At 65.9% G+C, this 16877-nt stretch carries 14 protein-coding genes and 2 pseudogenes; 11 read left to right on the top strand and 5 right to left on the bottom strand.

What is annotated here, in order from left to right:
* Window positions 1-154 precede the first annotated feature (154 nt).
* The 9 genes from E2I15_RS32585 (at window position 155) to E2I15_RS32545 (ending at window position 8211) form a co-directional block, all read left to right on the top strand.
* Complete coding sequence (locus E2I15_RS32585) at window positions 155-2608, top strand: S8 family serine peptidase (RefSeq protein ID WP_137482516.1); 2454 nt, start codon at window positions 155-157, stop codon at window positions 2606-2608.
* Between the two features lie 172 nt (window positions 2609-2780).
* Complete coding sequence (locus E2I15_RS32580; RefSeq protein ID WP_137482517.1) at window positions 2781-2972, top strand: hypothetical protein; 192 nt, start codon at window positions 2781-2783, stop codon at window positions 2970-2972.
* A gap of 57 nt (window positions 2973-3029) precedes the next feature.
* On the top strand, window positions 3030-3209 hold the full coding sequence (locus E2I15_RS32575; RefSeq protein WP_137482518.1) for a hypothetical protein: 180 nt from the start codon (window positions 3030-3032) through the stop codon (window positions 3207-3209).
* 36 nt (window positions 3210-3245) lie between these two features.
* Window positions 3246-3587, top strand: coding sequence for a hypothetical protein (locus tag E2I15_RS32570; RefSeq protein WP_137482519.1), 342 nt, complete (start codon window positions 3246-3248; stop codon window positions 3585-3587).
* 97 nt (window positions 3588-3684) lie between these two features.
* Window positions 3685-4371: a methyltransferase family protein gene (locus tag E2I15_RS32565; RefSeq protein ID WP_137482520.1), complete on the top strand. Its 687-nt coding sequence runs from the start codon at window positions 3685-3687 to the stop codon at window positions 4369-4371.
* A gap of 154 nt (window positions 4372-4525) precedes the next feature.
* A complete protein-coding gene (locus tag E2I15_RS32560; RefSeq protein WP_155262690.1) occupies window positions 4526-5158 on the top strand; it encodes an HAD-IA family hydrolase in 633 nt (210 codons plus the stop codon).
* A gap of 167 nt (window positions 5159-5325) precedes the next feature.
* Window positions 5326-5643, top strand: coding sequence for a hypothetical protein (locus tag E2I15_RS32555; protein WP_137482521.1), 318 nt, complete (start codon window positions 5326-5328; stop codon window positions 5641-5643).
* Between the two features lie 237 nt (window positions 5644-5880).
* Window positions 5881-6828, top strand: coding sequence for an AAA family ATPase (locus E2I15_RS32550; RefSeq protein ID WP_021078095.1), 948 nt, complete (start codon window positions 5881-5883; stop codon window positions 6826-6828).
* A 6-nt stretch (window positions 6829-6834) separates the two neighbouring features.
* Window positions 6835-8211, top strand: a complete 1377-nt coding sequence (locus tag E2I15_RS32545) for a vWA domain-containing protein (RefSeq protein WP_137482522.1) — start codon at window positions 6835-6837, stop codon at window positions 8209-8211.
* Between the two features lie 15 nt (window positions 8212-8226).
* Here the strand turns inward: E2I15_RS32545 and E2I15_RS32540 are convergent, their stop codons facing one another.
* A complete protein-coding gene (locus E2I15_RS32540) occupies window positions 8227-8751 on the bottom strand; it encodes a hypothetical protein (protein WP_155262689.1) in 525 nt (174 codons plus the stop codon).
* Between the two features lie 463 nt (window positions 8752-9214).
* Here E2I15_RS32540 and E2I15_RS32535 point away from each other — a divergent pair, with 463 nt between their 5' ends.
* Window positions 9215-10435, top strand: coding sequence for a T6SS phospholipase effector Tle1-like catalytic domain-containing protein (locus E2I15_RS32535; protein ID WP_137482523.1), 1221 nt, complete (start codon window positions 9215-9217; stop codon window positions 10433-10435).
* Between the two features lie 5 nt (window positions 10436-10440).
* Here E2I15_RS32535 and E2I15_RS32530 read toward each other — a convergent pair.
* The 3 genes and pseudogenes from E2I15_RS32530 to E2I15_RS32520 all read right to left on the bottom strand — a co-directional run bounded on the left by E2I15_RS32530 (window position 10441) and on the right by E2I15_RS32520 (window position 14494).
* Window positions 10441-12666, bottom strand: a pseudogene (locus E2I15_RS32530) (xanthine dehydrogenase family protein molybdopterin-binding subunit).
* Window positions 12663-13154 (bottom strand): (2Fe-2S)-binding protein, encoded by a 492-nt coding sequence (locus E2I15_RS32525; protein WP_137482525.1) that lies wholly within the window; start codon window positions 13152-13154, stop codon window positions 12663-12665. Before E2I15_RS32525 ends, E2I15_RS32530 begins: the two are co-directional and overlap by 4 nt.
* On the bottom strand, window positions 13151-14494 hold the full coding sequence (locus E2I15_RS32520; protein WP_137482526.1) for a cytochrome c: 1344 nt from the start codon (window positions 14492-14494) through the stop codon (window positions 13151-13153). Before E2I15_RS32520 ends, E2I15_RS32525 begins: the two co-directional genes overlap by 4 nt.
* Before the next feature lie 135 nt (window positions 14495-14629).
* On the opposite strand from E2I15_RS32520, the gene recQ reads away from it, so the two are divergent.
* Window positions 14630-16498, top strand: a complete 1869-nt coding sequence (gene recQ, locus E2I15_RS32515; protein ID WP_137482527.1) for a DNA helicase RecQ — start codon at window positions 14630-14632, stop codon at window positions 16496-16498.
* 91 nt (window positions 16499-16589) lie between these two features.
* Here recQ and E2I15_RS39905 read toward each other — a convergent pair.
* Window positions 16590-16643, bottom strand: a pseudogene (locus E2I15_RS39905) (SEC-C metal-binding domain-containing protein); the annotation flags it as partial.
* Window positions 16644-16877 lie beyond the last annotated feature (234 nt).

Here is a 16877-nt window from a genome sequence, read left to right as displayed (position 1 = left end):
ATCCACCGCGGCGAATAGGCCTTAGGCGTCATAGCTGCCACAACTGCAGCAACGCAACGACATGCCGCTCTGCTGGATCGCTGCGTGAAAGCAAACTGCCGCGGAAGACGGATCGGCTGCACGGATTTGCGGCAGGCCGGTCGGGATAGATTTCATGAATCCAGTTGCCGACATCGCTGGTCTGGCTGCCTTGTGGCAGAAAACGTCGGGCGGCGACCCCGCGGTGAAGATCGCGATCATCGACGGCCCCGTCGATCTCAATCATCCTTCGCTCCGGCAGGCCCGCGTCGCCAGCGGCGGCGAGTTCGTTGCACCGGCTTCGCCGATGATCCAGTCCGAGCACGGCACGCATGTCACAAGCGTGCTGATGGGTACGCCCGGCAGTCCGGTGCTCGGCGTCGCGCCGAATTGCAGCGCGACCGTGTTCTCGATCTATCGCGAGAATGTCTCCGGGCAGATCGAGCCGTCCTCGCAAAGCATCCTGGCGCTCGCGATCAACCAGGCGCTCGCCGCCGGTGCCGACGTCATCAATATCAGCAGCGGCCAGCAGTCCGCGACCGGCCAGGCCGATCGTATTCTGGTCGACGCGGTCCGCGCCTGCGAACGCGCAGGCAAGCTGATCGTCGCCGCTGCAGGTAATGACGGATGCCGCTGCGTCCAGGTGCCGGGCAGCCTCGCTTCGGTGCTTGCGGTCGGCGCGTGCGATCCGGCCGGCAATCCGCTGCCCTTCAGCAATTTCGGCGACGCCTATCTCGAGAACGGCATCCTCGCGCCGGGCGAGAACATCGCCGGCGCCTCGCCGGTCCGCAATGTCAGCCTGCGCTCCGGAACGAGTTTCGCGGCGCCGATCGTCACCGGCGTCGTCGCCCTGCTGCTCTCATGCCTGCGCCAGACCGGACGCAAGGCTGATCCGCAAGCCGTCCGTGCCGCACTGCTCGAAAGCGCGGTGCCCTGCCGCAGCGACGGCGGCGCCTCGCGCTGTCTCGCCGGGCGACTCGATATTCCCGCGGCTGTCGCCGCCCTGCTTGGCGAGCAGGCGGACGCCGTCATGCCGTCGGGTGCCACGGCCGCGACTCCCCATTTCCGGGGAGTGTCCGCGCGCCCTTTCGTCCAACCGTCATCCGCCGCTCAGCCAACTGCAACCAGAGAGGGTTCCATGGGAGATCTATCAGCAATGTCTGCACCATCGGCTCCGCGCATATTCGGGCCGGACGGCTCGGTCCTGCGCAGCAGCGCCGGGATCATGCCAAGCGAAGCGCAGCCTGCTGCGCCGGCAGCGCCTGCGGCCGTCGCCGCGCCCGTTGATCACGGCGTCGCCGCCGCGCCGATCGCAGCGCCGGCGCCCTATCCGTATCACGCCCCACATGCAGGCGGTGACATGGTCTGGATGCCGACGCCGGCACCGCAGATCGTCATGCCGCCGATGATGATGCCGCAGATGGCAATGCCGGCGGCCGGAATGATGCCGCAGGCCTGGCTGCAGCCGCAGCAGCTGCCTGCGCTGATGCCGAGCAACGCGCTTCCCGTCGCGATGCCACAAGCGCTGCCGATGTACGAAGGCCCTGCGGTTCGTACCAGCGAGAAGAGCTGCGGCTGTGGCGGCGGCCTGCGTCCGCAGGGCGCCGCGGCGGAATCCACCGGACAACTCGCGTTCCCGATCGGCCGGCTGTTCTACGACTTCGGCAAGGAGGCGCGCCTCGACTACTTCGTGCAGGCTATCGCCAATTGGCGCGACAGCCTGATCGGACGCGGCGATCCGGCGTTCGGACCGGAGCGCGACCGCTCCGGCGATACTTCGGCGCCGTACAATCCGGCGATCATGGCGCGCTATCTGTTGAACCAGGCCGAAGGTGAGAGCGCGACACCGAGCGGCTCCGGCAACAACTTCCCGGACGCCGATGCCATCATCTGGACGATGACGATCGACTCGATCCCGATCTATGCAGTCAAGCCGCTCGATGTGTTCGGTCTCGGATTCTTCGCCGCGCTGATCCTGGCGCTCTGGCATCAGGAGGTCTCGCATGACGATCCATCGAACACCCGAACCGTGGTCCCGGCAGCGCGCGGCGGCGACGATACGCCACCGACCACGCCCCCGGCCTTCCCGCCGCGCGGCGGTGTTGCGCGGATTTCGATGGCCGGCTGGGTCGACAGCGCCAACACGACGAAGCTCCTGAACGGGACCGTCGTGCCGACGCTGGTGACCGACTGGCGCGGCTTCTATCAGTGGGATCTCTACACGCTGTTCGGACCTGATCCCGACACCTGGCCGGCCGGCGCGGAAGGCTTCCTCGAGCGGATCTACAACGAGTTCCGCAATGTCGGCCTCTCGCCGCAGGATCGCGCGCTGAACTATTCCGCGATGAATGCCTACAACACGCGGAAGATCTTCACCGACGTCGCCAAGAAGGGCTTGCGGCTCGATACCGTCGAGGTCGACCAGAGCGTCATCTGCCGCCCGGACTCGGTTTGTCACGACGTGACTTACCGCTTCTTCAATCCGACCCAAGTCCTGACCCAGGCGCGCGAAGTCTATCAGTACACGATCGACGTGAGCGACGTAGTGCCGGTGGCGGTCGGACCGCTGCGGCAGTGGCAGGTCTATTGACGCGATTGCTCCTCTGCGTCCGGAGGAGATCAGAACGTGGCGCGAATGCGTCACGTGGTCGAGGGGATCGACGCGATGAGCGATCCCCTGGGCGACGTCCAGCGACGGCTGCCCCGGTCGGTGCCCACCTCCCGTAGTTGCCGTCAATTCAAACCGAAAGAAGGAGCTGAACATGTACGCAAGGAACGACTTTGAGACCTTCGGCAGCGTGCGTAGCCCGATCCAGTGTGAGGGCATCGAGCGCGGTCCGAAGCGGATTGCCGACGTGGCGACCAACGGGTCGGTCAACCCGCAGGGCTGGGGCGAAGTCCTCGGCACCGTCGCGCAGGCACTGCCGGGCGTCCTCGGTGCTTTCGGCATCTGATCGCCAAACTCGGGGCCCGGCGCTGTCGGGCCCCACCCCACCTTCGAGGAGGCCGACATGATGCAGAAGTCCACCGCCAGGAGCCCACAGCAACAGCAGCAGAACGGTCGCCGGATCGAGCCATCCGGCAAGATCGTCGTGTCGTCAGTCGTGAGCCACGCCTCGCTGATCGCCGCGATCAGCGACCGCAACCCGATCATCGCCAAACGCAACACATCCGACGAAGACAAATCCTGACGTCGTCGTCATCACCGAACCTATGGAGCCGATGCCATGGCAAGACCGCCCCGCAAATCCGGATCCGACAGCGCCGCCTCGCCGCCGCCGGCGGAAGCACCTTCCGCAGCGTCACGCATGGCCCAGGCGCGGCGCCCGATGGAGGCCGCTCTGGTCGCCCGTCCGAAGATCGCCACCACCCCCGCTCCGCCGACGACGCCGACCTATCTGGCGCCGCCGCAGGGCCCCGGGGCTCCGCAGCAGATGCGCCACGATGGCTCGCCGCATTCGGAGGAGCGGCTCAACACCGCGATGAAGATCCTGCTCGATCCCGCGGCGCGGGCGCTGCCAAGCAAGGTCTATTCCGGACAGGCGCGAAACTGGACCCGCAGACCGTAATCGGCTTTGCGCGCCGAGCAGGCCGCGATCCGCAACCGCGCACGCAACGGCCCGCCCGATCCGGCGGCGCGGCCGTTGCCGTCCGCCGGAGAGAAACATGAACGAGAACGGCAATCCCCCTCGCATCAATCTGCGCCGCGCCGCCTTCGCGTCTGTCGGTCTCGGCACGTTCCTGTTTCTCGCGGCCGGCACGCTGCGATGGGCCGGCGCCTGGACGTTCCTGCTCGAGATCACGATCGGCGGGCTGATCACCGAGGCCTGGCTCGCCCGGCACGATCCGGGGTTGCTGGCGGAGCGGCGCACCGCGCGAGGCCAGGCCGGATGGGACCGCGTCATCACGACGATCATGCCGCTGCTTTGGCTGACATGGCTGCCGCTGATGGCGCTCGACGCAGTCCGCTACCAGACATCGCTCGTCCCCTTCTGGCTGCAATGCGCCGGCGCCGTGATGATCGCGGCATCGTTCTCCATCGTCTACCGGACCTACCGGGAAAACAGCTACGCCGCGCCGGTCGTGAAGATCCAGCGCGAGCGCGGGCATGCGGCGGTGACCACCGGACCCTACGCCTATGTGCGGCATCCGATCTATGCCAGTGGCCTCCTGACCTATGTCGGCACGCCGCTGCTGCTGGGATCCTGGTATGGCCTTGCCATCGTGCCCGTGATGGCGGCGCTGCTCGGCCTGCGGTCGCTGATGGAGGAGCGGATGCTGACCGCCGAGCTCGACGGCTATGCCGAATATCTCGCGCGGGTGCGCTATCGCCTGGTGCCGATGGTCTGGTGAGCTGGTTCCGCTTGGCGGATTTTGCCGCGAACTGGCGGCTTGCCTGATCGGCGGCAATTCCAATAAAGAAGGCTGGACGCGCGTTTCCCTGTTGTCCTGCAATCGGCCGGACGAACCGAGGCGAAGCCGCCGCTTTGCAACGGGCAGGACTTTGATGATCGAAGCAGTGATATGGGATTTCGGCGGCGTCTTGACCACCTCGCCGTTCGAGGCATTCGCGCGCTATGAGACCGAGCGCGGCCTGCCGATCAACATCATCCGCCGCACCAACGCCGCCAATCATCTCGAGAACGCCTGGGCCAGGTTCGAGCGCGCCGAGATCGATATCGACGCGTTCGACGCGCTGTTCGCGACGGAATCGAAGGCGCTCGGTGCCGAGGTGCGCGGCAAGGACGTGCTGCCGCTGCTCTCCGGCGACCTGCGCCCCGAAATGGTCGAGGCGCTGAAGCGCATCAAGGCGAAATTCAGGACCGGCTGCATCACCAACAATCTGCCGGCGAATGCGATCGGCAGCCGCAGCGGACGCACGCTCTATGTCGCCGAGGTGATGGCGCTGTTCGACCACGTCATCGAGTCCGCGAAGATCGGCCTGCGCAAGCCCGACCCGCGCATCTACCAGATGATGGTGGCGACGCTGCAGGTGAACCCGAAGAACTGCGTCTATCTCGACGATCTCGGCGTCAATTTGAAGCCGGCGCGCGAGATGGACATGACCACGATCAAGGTCGCGAACGCCGCGCAGGCGATCGGCGAACTTGAAGCCGCAACCGGCCTCACGCTGAGGTGAAGCGGATTACGCGGCTATTCATGCCGCATTCACGCGGCGGCTTCTAATCGTCGGCCTCCCCCTGGGTCACGGCGCGATCGCATCGTGACCCCTTTCCTGGTCTGAGCATGACGTTCCGGAAAGCCGACGTCCCCTTCTCCGGATCATGCCTTGCGGAGGCACTTCCCATGAAACCTCTTGTCGTCGCCCTTGTCTCGGCTGGTTCGCTGCTGATCTCGGCTGCAGCGCTCGCGCAGACAACACCGGCCCCCGCAACAGCGCCGGCGGCAGCTCCCGCACAACAGAGCACGTCGACGGCGGCGCCCGTGCCCGGCGCGAAGCGCGCGGCCTGCCAGAGCGCGGCGAAGGCGCTGAAGGGCCAGGACCGGCACGACCAGATGCAGCTCTGCATGGCGCAGGCGCGTCTCGACTGCCTGAAGCAGGCGATCGACCAGAAGATCACCGGCCCTCAGCGCAAGGATTTCGTGAAGAGCTGCGCAGGTTGAGCGTTTCGTAGCCCGGATGGAGCGCAGCGAAATCCGGGACACTATCCGGGGAAAGGCCTCCCGGATTTCGCTGCGCTCCATCCGGGCTACGCGCTCACGCTCGGTATTGCGCTCGGCGGAAATACCCCGGAACCATTGCGCTAACGCCATGCCTTTGCGGGCCAAACGAGCCTTGTGCTTTGTCCGCAACGGGCGCAGAACAGGTCCGAGTTCAAGGCAAATCCGGAGCTGATCCTCGTGGCTGACACCAGGCCCACCGCCTCGATCGAGGCCGTGGAGAGCGGCCTCGCCGCACAAGGCTATATTGCGAGCCGGCAGATCGCGACCGCGGTCTATCTGTCGCAGCAGATCGAGAAGCCGATCCTGGTCGAAGGCCCTGCCGGCGTCGGCAAGACCGAACTGGCGAAGGCGATCGCCGCCTGGCGCGGCATGAAGATGATCCGCCTGCAATGCTATGAGGGCCTCGACGAGGCCAAGGCGCTGTATGAGTGGAAATACGCCAAGCAGCTGCTCTACACCCAGATCCTGAAGGACAAGCTCGGCGAGGTGCTCGGCGGCGCGCAGTCGCTGGCCGCTGCGCTCGACCAGCTCCACACCTTCGGCGACGTGTTCTTCTCCAAGGAATTCGTCGAGCCGCGGCCGCTGTTGCAGGCACTGGAGCAGCCCGCCGGCTGCGTGCTGCTGATCGACGAGATCGACAAGTCGGATGCCGAATTCGAATCGTTGCTGCTGGAAATCCTCTCGGACTTCCAGGTCACGATCCCCGAGCTCGGCACTGTCTCCGCGGTGGCGCCGCCGACCGTGATCCTGACCTCGAACAGCGAGCGCGATCTTGGCGACGCCTTGAAGCGGCGCTGCCTGCATCTGCACATCGGTTTCCCCGAGCAGAAGCTGGAGGAGCGCATCGTCGAGAGCCGGGTGCCCGGCATCTCGCAGACCCTGCGCAAGCAGATGGTCGGCTTCATCCACGAGATCCGCTCGCTGGACCTGAAGAAGCTGCCCTCGGTCAGCGAGGCGATCGACTGGGCGCGCGTGCTGGTGCTGCTGCAGGCCAGCGAGCTCGACCACGAGATCGTCAAGGACACGCTCAACGTGCTGCTGAAATACGAAGCCGATATCGAGGCCGCGACGCCGCAGATTTCGTCCTTCATCGCCAAGGCGTCGCGCCAGGGCGTGTTCAGCTAGACCAACATGCGCGAGAACCTGCATCGCTTCTTTCGTGCGGCGCGGGGGGCCGGGGTCCGGGTCTCGCCCGCCGAAAGCATCGATGCGATGCGGGCGGTCGCCCAGGTCGGCTTTGCCGATCGCGACATCCTGCGCGACACCTTCCTGCTGACGCTTGCCAAGACGCAGGACGAGAAGCGCGCGCTCGGCGAATGCTTCGATCTGTTCTTCAGCCAGCCCGAGCCCCAGCAGGCGAACGCCGAGCAGCGCAAGACCGACGACGGCAGCGAATCCGGCGCCAACCCGTCGGCCGACGAGCATGGCGATGCGGCGGGCGGCGCCGCCAGCGAGACTATCGGGCCGCTGGCGCAGATGCTGCTGTCGCAGGATCGCTCCGCGATATCGAGCGCGATCGCCAACGCCTCCGGCGCCGCCTCGCTGCCGGATATCCGCTACTTCACCCAGCGCGGCATCTTCCAGACCCGCATCCTCGATGCGATGGGCATCCAGCGCCTGCGCGACGACATCGACGACCTCACCACGCGCAATCCCGCACTCGCCGAACGGCTGCAGGAGGCGCTCAACGGCCTGCGCGGCACCGTTCGCGATGCGGTCTCGCAGGCCCTGCTGCTGTATGGGCGCGAGGAAGCGGAGAATTTGCGCAACGAAATCCTGCGCAACGCGCCGCTGGCGCGGATCGAGCCGCGGCAGGTCGAACAGATGCGCACGCTGATCCGCCAGATCGCGCGCCGGCTGCGCGAGCGCTACTCCAAACCGCGCAAGCGCCAGCGCCGCGGTCATCTCGACGTCCGCCGCACGCTGCGCCGCAACGCGGCCTGGGGCGGCGTCCCCTTCCTCACTGCGTGGAAGCGAAAGCATCGCGACCGGCCGAAGATCGTCGCGCTGTGCGACGTCTCGGGCTCGGTCGCCCGCGTCTCGGACTTCTTCCTGCTCCTGATCCACAGCCTGCACGAGGTGGTGGACGACGTCCGCTCATTCGCCTTCTCGGGCCACCTGATCGAGGTCAGCGACATCCTGGAATCGAAATCGCCGGAAGAGGCGATGAAGGAGATCATGTCCAAGGTCGGCTTCGGCTCGTCCGACTACGGCAATTCCTTCGCCGATTTCGAGGACAATTGGATGAGCGCGATCACGCCGCAGACCACGGTGATCGTGCTCGGCGACGCCCGCAGCAACAATCTCGATCCGCGCGCCGACATCCTGTGCCGTATCGGCGAGCGCTCCAAGCGGCTGGTCTGGCTCAACCCCGAAGGCCGCATGGTCTGGGGTTTTGGCGATTCCGAGATGCCGCGCTACGCGACCTTCTGCAGCGTGGTGCGGCAATGCGCGACCGCGCAGCAGCTCGAGCGCGCCGTGTCGGATATCGTCGCGACGTATCAGTAGGCCGCCGACCGCGCTTCAGATGGCAAGCGACTCGCCGTGGAACAGCCACCCGACGAACGCAGCCAATGTCAGCGCGATCGAGGCGAAGATGCCGACCAGCTTGATCGTCGTGATCGCCTTCAGGATCGAGACCGACCGCGCCGCCGCATGCGGGTCGCCGTGCAGCAGCCATGCCAAAAGACAGTCCTCGATCAGGTCGCTGAGCAGGTACACCGCCGGAACGACCAGGCCGAGCCACGCCGCGGACGGATAGATCCGGCTGAGCCAGTGCGATGACGCCGCGCCCATCGCGCCCGCCAGCGCCAGCATGACGATGAGATCGAACGGAAACAGGATCGGAAACACATACTTCATCCGCAGATCGGACTGCACCAGCTCGCCAAGCTGGTCGCCGGTGTAGCTCAGCGTCTTCTCCGGAAAGCGGGTGCGGAACCTGTTTGCGAACACGCGATCGGAATAGCTGCCGACCCACCAGAACAGCCCGAACGCCGCCACCACAAGTCCTGAGAGAATGGCCGTCACGAGAGCTTGCGGGCTCATGCCGACCTGTTCCTGCTGTTGTCGAGGAAGCTGCGGCAGGCAGCAGGAAAGATGATCGCGTGCACCGCGGAGTCCCTGAAAGGGAGAAAATGCCGACGCATATAGCAATGATCGACGATCAGATTTCCATCTTTTCCGAAGTGTTGCAATTGAATTTTGGGAGCGCAGTTGGCGGCCGACTCAACGCATCGCAAACACGATTGGGTCTCTCACGGAAACTCCGTCGCGGCCGGGCATCGGCGAGCCGAAGCGACGCCGTCCTTGGCGCAGCTTTAGCCGGCCGTGCCGGGATTCGATTCGATCCAGAGGCAGGCAACGCCGGCGCGCATCGCGCTTCGGCGTCCCGGCACCACCGGCGGTCACGCCGCTGCCACATAACCGTGTTCAATTCGAGATTGAATTTTCACCACGTTCTGCCGTACATAGAGTCCGCGAATTTTCACGGCGGCCGCGGGGGCAACGGATGCCGAAGGATATTGTGATTTGTTGCGACGGCACCGGCAACGAGATCGGTGACAATATTTCCAACGTGCTGAAGCTGTTCCGCGTCGCCGACAAGAATGACCGGCAGCGGATCTATTATCATCCCGGCCTCGGCACCATCGGCCTGCAAAACGCCTGGGGCCGCTTCAAGCAGCAGGTGCGCGGCTTGTTCGGGCTGGCCTTCGGCGCTGGTCTCGACCAGGACACGCTCGGCGCCTACCTGTTCCTGTGCCGAACGTGGGAGCCCGGTGACCGGGTCTGGATGTTCGGCTTCAGCCGCGGTGCCTACACGGTGCGCGTGCTCGCGGCCTTCGCCCATGTGATGGGCCTTCTGCCCGTCGACCAGCTCGACCTCGCGAGCTACGCCTTCGGCACCTACAAGAACGCCAGCTCCGACGCCCAGAAGTCCGATGGCACGTTCGACTATGCTCCGTTGAAGGAGGTCTGGCACTTCAGCCAGATTGCCGGCGGCCGCAACATCGACATCGAGTTCGTGGGGGTCTGGGACACCGTGGCCTCGATCATCGTGCCGCGGCAGGACAACTTCCTGTTCGACCTGCAGACGCTGCTGTTCACCCGGACCAATTCCACCGTCAAACGGTTCCGCCAGGCGATCGCGATCGACGAGCGTAGGCGCATGTTCCGACTTAATCGCTGGATCGAGCCGCAGAAATTCCGCTCGGATCCCTTCGATCCGGCAACGGAGGTGGAGCAGGACATCCGCCAGGTCTGGTTTGCCGGCATGCACTCCGACGTCGGCGGCGGCTATCCGGAAGACCAGAGCGGGCCGTCCAAGTTTCCGCTGATCTGGATGCTCGAGCAGGCCAAGGCGGCCGGGCTGCACATGGATCAGGCGCTGATCGATCATCTCGCCTGGGGGATGCCGTTACCGCCGCACAAGCACGACTATGTGCCGCCGAGCGCGACTGCCCCGCTGCACAATTCGCTGACCGCCGCCTGGGAAATCCTGGAATGGATTCCGAAGAGCGACAAATGGAAGGAATGGCCTGAGCGGAAATCCTTCCTCGGCTTCTATCTGCCGCGCGGCGAGCCGAGGCCGATTGCGGACGGCGCGACCATCCATGCCTCGGTGCTGGAGCGCATGGAGAAGGATCCGGCCTACAAGCCGATCAATATGCCGAAGACCTACAACGTCGAGCCAATGACGCCGCCCCCGGCGCCCCCTGCTGCAACGGCTTGACCGCATTACGCGTCGATCGCGTCCTTGATTCGTTTGCGGCTGAGCGGCAGGTCGCGCAGCCGCCTGCCGGTCGCATGCGCGATGGCATTGGCGAGCGAGGCGGCGGCTGGGCCCTGCCCGGTCTCGCCGCTGCCGAGGAACGGCTGGCCCGGACGGTTGATGATGTGGACGGCGATGCTGTCGGGCACCGCATTGAAGCGCAGGATCGGGTAGGTCTGCCAGTCGATGCTGGTGATCCTCGTCTGGTCGAAGGTGACGCTTTCATACAGCGTCCAGCTCGTCGACTGCACGATCGCGCCCTCGATCTGGTTGGTGATGCCGTCCGGATTGACGACCTGGCCGGCATCGACGGCGGCGACCGCGCGCACCAGCCGCGCCCGCCCGGTTTCGCGATCGACCTCGACCTCGGACGCGATGGCGCAATAGGCGGCGAGATTCTTGTAGCGCGCGAACGCAAAGCCGTAGCCGCGGTTTCGCGGCGGCTGCTGCCCGCGCGTCCAGCCGAACTTCTCCGCGGCCTTCTCGACCACCGCGCGGCCGCGCTGGTCGTCGAGATGCCTGAGGCGAAACTCGACCGGATCGGCGCCGGCGAGAGCGGCCAGTTCATCCATGAAGCTCTCGGTCGAGAACACATTGTGATAGGCGCCGAGCGCGCGCATCGCGGAGATCCGCAGCGGCATCGCGGGGATGAAGTGATGCATCACATGCGCGTTCGCAAAATTGTAGATCGGGATCGCGTTGCGATCGCCGCCACCTTCCGGCAACGGCAACGGCTTTGGTGCGGGCACCGCGAATGATCGCGCCATGTGCTGGGCCGCAAGCAGCGCGCCGGCGCCGCCCGGCCGCATCGAATGGGTGTTGCTCCACACCGCGAAATTCCAGTCGGCAACTTTGCCGTCGGCCGTAAGCGACGCGCTCAGCCTGGTCATCATCGCCGGACCATAGGGCTCCCAGCCGTGCTCCTGCTCGCGCATCCACTGCACCCGAATTGGGCGCCCGGGCAGCGCCCGGGCGATCAGCGCGGCGTCGGCCGCGGCATCGTCGGCGCCATTGTGGCCGTAGCAGCCGGAGCCTTCGACATGGATCAGGCGGACGCTGGCGGGCGTCATGCCGAGCATCTCGGCGATCGCTTGTCGATCGGGATAGACGCCCTGCGTGTGCGTCCACACCGTCATCGCGCCATCGACGAGTTGCGCGACCGCGCAGGCCGGCCCGATCGAGCCGTGCGACTGGTAAGGCCGCGTATAGGTCGCTTGGAGCGACCGCGCGCCACTCACCGTGGGATCGCTACGCTGGAAGATCGCGAAATCCTGCGACGGCAGCGCAGTCAGCACGTTGGCCAGATCGTGCTGGTTCGGCAGCTTCGCGCTCTCCCGCCACTTCGCCGCGGCGGCCAGCGCGTGCATGGCCTTGACCGCTTAAAATTCCTTCTCCGCCACCACGGCCAGGAAGTTGCCGTCGCGCACGATTTGAATCACGCCGGGCATCTTCTCGATCGCGGCCGTGTCGCATTCCACGAGCTGCGCGCCGTAGCTCGGCGGGCGCAGCACGCGCGCATGCACCATGCCGGGAAGCCGCATGTCCTGCACATAGGCGGCGCCGCCCGTGACCTTGGCCGGAATGTCGACGCGCGGCACCGGCTGACCCATCACCTTGAAGTTCGCCGGATCCTTCAGGCTTGATGTCGGTTGCGCCTGGACGTGCAACATGTCCGCGGCGACAAGCTCGCCATAACCCAGACGCCGGCCATCGGGAGCGACGACGGCGGCGTTCTCGGTTCGCAAGACATCGGGCGCCAAGTCGAAACGCTTTGCCGCCTCGACCACCAGCAACATGCGCGCCTGCGCCGCGGCATGCAGGATCGCCGTGCCGCTGTCCTGCATCGAATGACTGCCGGACGTGTAGCCCTCGTTCGCCGTGAGTTTGGTGTCGGCGGTAATCACCCTCAGCGCATCGAAGGGAATATCGAGCTGCTCGGCCGCGATCTGCTGGAACGCCGTGCGGAATCCCTGGCCGAGTTCGGCCTTGCCCGTAAAGGCCGTGACCTGGCCATCGGCATCGATACGGATCCAGGAATCCAGATTGGGCGATTTCGCCAGGCTGCCCGGCAACTCCGGACTCTGCGTAGCCTTCTGCTCCTGCGCCGCCGCATGGCGCAGCGAGAAGCTGACGATCAGCGCGCCGCCGCCGGCCAGCACGCTGCGGCGATCGAGAACCACCGGCGCGGTCATCGGACGCTCCTGTCGCTTGCGGCGTCGGCCGTATCCATCAACCTGGCGGCGCGGTGCACCGCGCGCAGGATGCGCATATGGGTGCCGCAGCGGCAGAGATTCGGCTCCAGCTCGGCACGTATCTGCGCATCGGATGGCTTCGGGTTGCGCATCAGCAGCGCCTGCGCGCGCATCATCATCCCGGCGATGCAGTAACCGCACTGCGCCGCCTGCTCCTCCATGAAGGCGCGCTGAATCGGCGCCGGCGTGGCCACGGTGCCGAGCCCTTCGAGCGTCGTCACCTGCTTGCCCTCGACCAGGACCAGCGGCGTGACGCAGGACAGCACCGCCTTGCCGTCGACGATCACCGTGCAGGAGCCGCATTGCCCGAGACCGCAGCCGAACTTGGCGGCATTGAGCGCCAGATCATTACGCAACACATAGAGCAGCGGCGTATCCGGCTCCGCATCGACCTGATGATCGTGGCCATTGACCTTCAATGTCATCATGGTTTGCCTCGCTGTCTGGATTCCGCTGGCGTGTCGCGCGCCGCAAGCGAGGTGGCCTGCGCCGCGCGCGCATCGCGCACCGCCTTGTCGAGATTGGGCCACGCCGGCCGCTTGCCGAGCCGGGCGCGCAGATAGGCCGCGAGCGCGACCATCTGTGCATCATCGATGCCGGCGGCGAAGCCCGGCATGATCGGACTGCGCTCGCCTTCGACGGCGCCAACGCCCGACAGCACGATATTGAGGAGGTTGCGCGGGTCCGGGCTTGCGATCGCCGTGCTGAGCGCGAGATTGACGCCACCATAGGGCAGCGCCCGGTTGCCCTCATGGCAGGAGGCGCACGCCGCGGCATAGATCGCTGCGCCGGCCGCGTGGCTTTGCGCCACATCATCCGAAGACGATTGCGCGACGATGTCGGCTGGCCGCTTGCGATCCGGCGCCGGCGCGCCCGAGATATCGGCCATGTACACGGCCATGGCCCGCACGTCGCCGTCGGGCACCGTCGCCAGATTGCCGACCACTTCAGCCATCGGCCCGCGCGCGGTGCCATGATCGGCCTGCCAGCCATGGCGCAGATAGGCGTCGAGCGCGTCGGCGGTCCACTGCACCGGGGCGTGCGAGGTGTCGTTCAGCGCATAGGCGTGCCAATTGTCGACCTCGCCACCGGAGAACTGCGCGTTGACGCGCTCGGCGCCCAGCGCGTTGCGCGGCGTGTGGCAGGCACCGCAATGCGCGAGCCCCTCCACCAGATAGGCGCCGCGGTTCCATTCCGCGCCCTTCGCCGGGTCCTGAGGGGCATCACCGCTGCGCAGATACAGCAGCTTCCACCCTGCAATCAGCGGTCGATAGTTCAGCGGAAATGACAGCTGATTCGCCGGCGGCGACGCGTGGACCGGCTGTCGCGTCATCAGGAATGCATACAGCGCCCGGTCGTCCGCATCCGAGACGTTGGTGAAATGGTCATAGGGAAAGGTCGGGTAGAGATGCTGGCCATCGCGCGCCACGCCCGAACGCATCGCGCGGACGAACGCCTCCTCCGGCCAGCGCCCGATGCCGGTTTCGGCATCCGGCGTGATGTTGGATGAGAAGACGATGCCGAACGGTGTTGGAACCGGGAGCCCACCGGCATAGGTCGCGCCGCCCTGCACGGTATGGCAGGTGTTGCAATTGCCGATCGCGGCGAGTTCGCGGCCGCGTTTGACCGCATCGGGGTCGAAGGTATCGGCCCGCGGCGGCGCAATGGCGGCAATCTGTGGCCGCCAGGCGGCCGCAAGGCCCACTGCCGAGCCCGCGACCAGCACGATCGCGGCAATGCCTGTGATGATCCGCAGCTGACCAGTCATGCTGAATTGAGTTTGTTGTTGAGACGTGTATTAACACCTTTCATTCCGGTATCGTTCGGCCAGAAGACCTCGATCACCGCCTGTTGACCCCCCAAGGAAATCCTGGGAAATCCCAAAGGGATCGCGCAAGGGATCATGACCGCCCAGCCCGCCCACGATCGCGCATCGGCCCCGTCTCGCGATGCGCTGTCCGTGCTCAGTTCCGTGTTCGGCCTGTCGGGCTTCCGCGGCGCGCAGGAAAAGATCATCCGCCACGTCACCGATGGCGGCAATTGCCTGGTGCTGATGCCGACCGGCGGCGGCAAGTCGCTGTGCTACCAATTGCCGTCGCTGCTGCGCGACGGCTGCGGCATCGTGGTATCGCCTTTGATCGCGCTGATGCGCGACCAGGTCGCGGGCCTCACTGAAGCCGGCGTCAACGCCGCGGTGCTGAACTCGACGCTGTCCTATGAGGAAGCCTCCGAGGTCGAGCGGCGGCTGCTCGCTGGTGATCTCGACCTGCTCTATGTGGCGCCGGAGCGGCTGCTCACGCCGCGCTGCCTCAATCTGCTCGGCCAGGCGCAGATCGCGCTGTTTGCGATCGACGAGGCGCATTGCGTCTCGCAGTGGGGTCATGACTTCCGCCCGGAATATATCGGCCTGTCCGCACTCGCCGAGCGCTTCCCCAAAGTGCCGCGTATCGCGCTGACCGCGACCGCTGACGCGCTGACCCGAAGGGAGATCGCCGAGCGACTGCAGCTGACCGACGCACCGCAATTCGTCGCGAGCTTCGATCGGCCCAATATCCGCTACGAGATCGTCGACAAACAGAATGCGACCACGCAGCTGAAGACCTTCATCAAGGAGCGGCATGCCGGCGACGCCGGCGTGGTGTATTGTCTGTCCCGCGCCAAGGTCGAGGATGTCGCGGCGGCGCTCAGCGAGGCCGGCATTCCGGCGCTGCCCTATCATGCCGGGCTTGATGCCGGCGTGCGCGCCCGGCATCAGGACCGCTTCCTCAACGAGGACGGCCTCGTGATCGTCGCCACGATCGCCTTCGGCATGGGGATCGACAAGCCCGATGTGCGCTTCGTCGCGCATCTCGATCTGCCGAAGAGCATCGAAGCCTACTACCAGGAGACCGGGCGTGCCGGCCGCGACGGCAAGCCGTCGGCGGCATGGATGGCCTACGGCTTGTCCGACATCGTGCAGCAGCGCCGCATGATCGATGAATCGACCGGCTCCGACGCCTTCAAGCGCGTCTCGGTCGGCAAGCTCGAGGCGCTGGTTGCGCTGGCTGAAACGGTGCATTGCCGCCGGCAGCGCCTGCTCGGCTATTTCGGCGAGGCCCGCGCGGAGGAAAGCTGCGGCAACTGCGACAACTGCCTGACGCCGCCGCGCGTCCGCGACGGCAAGGTGCTTGCACAAAAGCTGCTGTCCTGCGTCTACCGTACCGGGCAACGTTTCGGCGCCATGCACCTGATCGACGTGCTGGTCGGGCGGCTGACCGAACGGGTCAAGCAGTTCAACCACGACCAGCTGTCGGTGTTCGGCATCGGCCGCGAGCTCAATGAGAAGCAATGGCGCGCGGTGCTGCGCCAGCTGGTGGCGATGGGCCATCTGCGCGCCGACAGCGACGCCTTCGGCGCGCTTGTTCTGACCGACAGTGCCCGCGGCGTGCTGAAGGGCGAGACCGCGGTGATGTTGCGCGAGCAGCCGGAAGGCGCGCGCAACCGCGCAGTCCGCGGCAAGTCGCGCCGCGGCGAGCTCGTACCCGCGGCCGACAGCCCGGGTGGCGTCGCAAATCCCGCGCTGCATGCGGCGTTGCGTGCCTGGCGCTCGGACGTTGCGCGTCAGCGCGGCGTGCCGGCCTATGTGGTGCTGCACGATTCCACCATCGACGGCATCGCCGCGATGCGCCCGGACACGCTCAGCGAGCTGCGCAACATCGCCGGCATCGGCGACAAGAAGCTCGAGCATTACGGCGACGAGCTGATCCGCATCGTGAAATCCACCGACGGCTGACCCTGGACCAAGCTGCATCCCGGGGCCGCCAGCATTGTCGGATCGGTCTGGAACGAAGCGGCATCCGGATGTGCCAAAAGGCGGTTGCACCTCAACCTTGATTAGCGAGGCAGCATTTCTTGTATTTCTTGCCGCTTCCGCATGGGCGTGATCGAGTTTGGCTTCAGGTATGGGAATTCGATCTTTGCGGGCAGATGAACGGTCGCGACAGAACAACTACCGGATCACCGCTCATCCCCATCCTCTACCAGAGACGGCATAGGAGCTATTCGCTGGACGGCAATACGCTTGCTTGCGGGCCGCGCCGCCCTCGCCCTAATCTTTGCCTACCGCGTCCAACGAGACGCGGCGAAGAACAAACATAGGGAAGAGACGGGCC

It is taken from the genome of Bradyrhizobium sp. BR2003, assembly GCF_009720285.1.
GTDB lineage: Bacteria > Pseudomonadota > Alphaproteobacteria > Rhizobiales > Xanthobacteraceae > Bradyrhizobium > Bradyrhizobium elkanii.
Note: the sequence above shows the minus strand (reverse complement) of the source record. Positions and strands in the feature narration are given on the sequence as shown.

What these genes read in the sequence shown, in the direction of transcription:
- E2I15_RS32535 (WP_137482523.1), top strand. Translation starts at nt 9,215, where the DNA reads ATGCCGAAGGATATTGTGATTTGTTGCGACGGCACCGGCAACGAGATC.
- E2I15_RS32575 (WP_137482518.1), top strand. Translation starts at nt 3,030, where the DNA reads ATGATGCAGAAGTCCACCGCCAGGAGCCCACAGCAACAGCAGCAGAAC.
- E2I15_RS32565 (WP_137482520.1), top strand. Translation starts at nt 3,685, where the DNA reads ATGAACGAGAACGGCAATCCCCCTCGCATCAATCTGCGCCGCGCCGCC.
- E2I15_RS32570 (WP_137482519.1), top strand. Translation starts at nt 3,246, where the DNA reads ATGGCAAGACCGCCCCGCAAATCCGGATCCGACAGCGCCGCCTCGCCG.
- E2I15_RS32580 (WP_137482517.1), top strand. Translation starts at nt 2,781, where the DNA reads ATGTACGCAAGGAACGACTTTGAGACCTTCGGCAGCGTGCGTAGCCCG.
- E2I15_RS32545 (WP_137482522.1), top strand. Translation starts at nt 6,835, where the DNA reads ATGCGCGAGAACCTGCATCGCTTCTTTCGTGCGGCGCGGGGGGCCGGG.
- E2I15_RS32560 (WP_155262690.1), top strand. Translation starts at nt 4,526, where the DNA reads ATGATCGAAGCAGTGATATGGGATTTCGGCGGCGTCTTGACCACCTCG.
- E2I15_RS32540 (WP_155262689.1), bottom strand. Translation starts at nt 8,751, where the DNA reads ATGAGCCCGCAAGCTCTCGTGACGGCCATTCTCTCAGGACTTGTGGTG.
- E2I15_RS32520 (WP_137482526.1), bottom strand. Translation starts at nt 14,494, where the DNA reads ATGACTGGTCAGCTGCGGATCATCACAGGCATTGCCGCGATCGTGCTG.
- E2I15_RS32555 (WP_137482521.1), top strand. Translation starts at nt 5,326, where the DNA reads ATGAAACCTCTTGTCGTCGCCCTTGTCTCGGCTGGTTCGCTGCTGATC.
- E2I15_RS32525 (WP_137482525.1), bottom strand. Translation starts at nt 13,154, where the DNA reads ATGATGACATTGAAGGTCAATGGCCACGATCATCAGGTCGATGCGGAG.
- E2I15_RS32585 (WP_137482516.1), top strand. Translation starts at nt 155, where the DNA reads ATGAATCCAGTTGCCGACATCGCTGGTCTGGCTGCCTTGTGGCAGAAA.
- recQ (WP_137482527.1), top strand. Translation starts at nt 14,630, where the DNA reads ATGACCGCCCAGCCCGCCCACGATCGCGCATCGGCCCCGTCTCGCGAT.